This is a genomic window from Geoglobus sp. (genome assembly GCF_054018175.1).
Map to the genome: position 1 here is coordinate 1 of NZ_JBPLZQ010000100.1, position 2637 is coordinate 2637.

A 2637-nucleotide genomic window follows, 5' to 3' on the forward strand; every position below is an offset into this window, starting at 1 on the left:
CCGAGACGATGTGGGGTGAGATGGGCAGACCCTACAGGATGGCTCACCCCGAACTTGCCGAAAGGCCGGTGATTGGTAGGGGAGGACCGTATCCATCGCCGAACTACGAAAAGCTGGCTGAGCTGAAGCCAGACGTGGTCTTCGTCTCGGCATACCCAGAAATTGCAGAAGAAATTCAGCAGAAAACGGGCATTCCCGCAGTCGTCGTGAGCTACGGAAAGCTGGGCAGCTTTGATGACGAAACTCTCCTTGACTCTCTGAGACTCATGGGCAGGATACTTGGAAAGGAGGAGAGGGCAGAGGAGGTCATTTCGTTCATAGAAAGTGCAGTTGAGGACCTGTCGTCCCGGGCTGAAAAGGCTGGAGAAAGCCCGAGAGTTTACGTGGGAGGGATTAGCTACAAGGGCGGGCACGGGATAGAGTCCACCCAGTGCAGCTTCGCACCGCTGACGGTCCTGAAGGCGAGAAACGTTGCTTGCGAGGTGAACATGAGCGGAGCAGTGTTCATAGACAAGGAGAAACTCGCAGAGTGGGATCCTGACGTAATTTTCATAGACCTGTCCAATCTCGAACTCGTTAAGGCAGACTACCAGAAGAATCCGGGTTTCTACAGGGAGTTGAAGGCCTTCAGGGAGGGAAGAGTTTACGGCATCCTTCCGTTCAACTACTACTGGACCAACGTGGAGATAGCAATTGCCGATGCCTATTACATGGGGAAGGTGCTTTACCCGGAGCAGTTCTCGGACATAGATCCGGTGAAGAAGGCCGATGAGGTGTTCAGGTTCTTCGTCGGCAGGGAGCTTTACAGCGAGCTCGCAGGCTACTACGGAGGGTTTGGAGAAATCTCCGGAGAGTTCACATGAGCTACCAGGAGCTGGTGAGGAAGAGGCTGACTCTGGGAGTTGTGGTAAGCTCAGCCCTGACAATCTCCATTTTTTATCTCTCCTCCTCGGTTCATACCGGGTCTCACTTGAAGATGTTCTGTCGGGAAACGTGGTTTTCTGGAACATCAGGCTTCCCAGAGTCGCAACCGCCGTTATAGCCGGAGCGAGCCTCGCTGTTAGCGGGGCGGTCATGCAGTGCATACTGCGCAACCCTCTGGCATCCTCGTTCACCCTTGGCATCTCCCACGGAGCAGCCTTCGGGGCGAGTTTTGCGATACTCTACCTCGGAGCAGGTCTGACGCACCGCGCGGGAGAGGGCGTGACGTTCCTCAACCCCTACCTCGTCACGCTATTCGCCTTTCTCGGCTCGCTGATCAGCGTTACCGTGATACTCCTGCTTGCGAGGCTGAGGAGAATGAGCCCCGAGGCGATGGTGCTCGCCGGCGTGGCCATGGCCTCCCTTTTCTCAGCATCGACAATGCTCCTCCAGTACTTTGCCGAAAACGAGGTTCTCGTTGCCTATGCGGTTTTCTGGACGTTCGGCGATATGGGGCGGACCGGGTGGAGCGAGATATGGATCATGGCCTTCTCATTCCTCCTGATATTCCCCTACTTCTACGCGCGAAGATGGGACTACAACGCACTCCTTATGGGGGATGAGACCGCTGTCTCCTTGGGAACCAATCCGGAGAGGGTCAGACTCACGGGAATGCTCGCAGCAGCGTTTTTAACCGCGGTCTCCACAGCCTTTGCCGGAATCGTTGGTTTTATCGGCCTGATCTCTCCCCACATAATCAGGATGGCCATTGGAAGCGACTACAGGTTCCTCGTGCCGCTGAGCGCAATCTTTGGCTCATTCCTGCTTCTGACGGCAGACACCTTTGGCAGGATGGTTCTCTCTCCGGTGATACTTCCCGTGGGGATAGTCACCTCCTTCGTAGGGGCGCCACTTTTCATCTACATTCTACTGAGGGGAGGGGGAAGATGATACGGCTGGAGAACGTCTCATTCTCCTACAACGGCTTCCCTGTGCTGGAGAGGGTGGACCTCGTGGTTGGAAGAGGGGAGGTCACGTTCATTCTTGGCCCGAACGGAAGCGGGAAGACGACACTCCTGAGGTGCATCGCCGGAATTCTGAGGCCTGAGGGAGCTGTTTACGTTGAAAATCTTGACGTGTTGAGGTCTGGACCAGACCAAATTGCGAAAAAAATTGCGTACGTGCCGCAGAGGACGGAATCACCACCTCTTACAGTTTTCGACGCCGTGCTGCTTGGGAGAAAGCCCTACATTGAAGCAGGTGTCGGAGAGAGGGACCTGGAGGTTGTGGAGAGTGTCATGAGGGAGCTCGGCATTGATGGACTGGCAGCGAGAAAACTCACGGAACTCAGTGGGGGAGAGCTGCAAAAGGTGGCAATAGCCAGAGCGATGGCACAGGAGCCCAGGGTGCTGCTGCTGGACGAACCGACGAACAATCTGGACATAAGGAGTCAGCACGAGGTGATGAGACTGCTCACAAAACTCGTGAGGGTGAGGGAAATTTCGGCTGTGATCACCACTCACGACCTCACGATCGCTGGAATGTACGCGGACAGGATAGTTATGGTAAGGGACGGGAGAATCTGCGGAGTTGGTGGGCGTGAAATGCTGACCGCCGAGACGATAGGTGAGGTTTACGGCATGGAGGTCGAGGTGCACGAGGTGAACGGCAGAATTGCAATCTTCCCGAAGTGAGAATACCTTTAAAGTCTCGAGC

3 protein-coding genes are annotated in these 2637 nt (G+C 55.4%); all 3 read left to right on the forward strand.

All coding sequences use genetic code 11. From position 1 onward, the window contains the following. On the forward strand, positions 1–863 hold an 863-nt coding region (locus tag ACXJJC_RS07775; RefSeq protein WP_456370750.1), incomplete at its 5' end, for an iron ABC transporter substrate-binding protein. Continuing rightward, complete coding sequence (locus tag ACXJJC_RS07780) at positions 769–1872, forward strand: FecCD family ABC transporter permease (protein WP_456370751.1); 1104 nt, start codon at positions 769–771, stop codon at positions 1870–1872. The genes ACXJJC_RS07775 and ACXJJC_RS07780, both read left to right, overlap by 95 nt. Continuing rightward, positions 1869–2615 carry an ABC transporter ATP-binding protein gene (locus tag ACXJJC_RS07785; protein WP_456370753.1) on the forward strand — a complete coding sequence of 249 codons (747 nt, stop codon included), beginning with the start codon at positions 1869–1871 and terminating at the stop codon, positions 2613–2615. Before ACXJJC_RS07780 ends, ACXJJC_RS07785 begins: the two co-directional genes overlap by 4 nt. Positions 2616–2637 lie beyond the last annotated feature (22 nt).

Excerpts from the sequence above, each read along its gene's own strand:
- ACXJJC_RS07780 (WP_456370751.1), top strand. The coding sequence starts at position 769 with ATGAGGTGTTCAGGTTCTTCGTCGGCAGGGAGCTTTACAGCGAGCTCG.
- ACXJJC_RS07785 (WP_456370753.1), top strand. The coding sequence starts at position 1,869 with ATGATACGGCTGGAGAACGTCTCATTCTCCTACAACGGCTTCCCTGTG.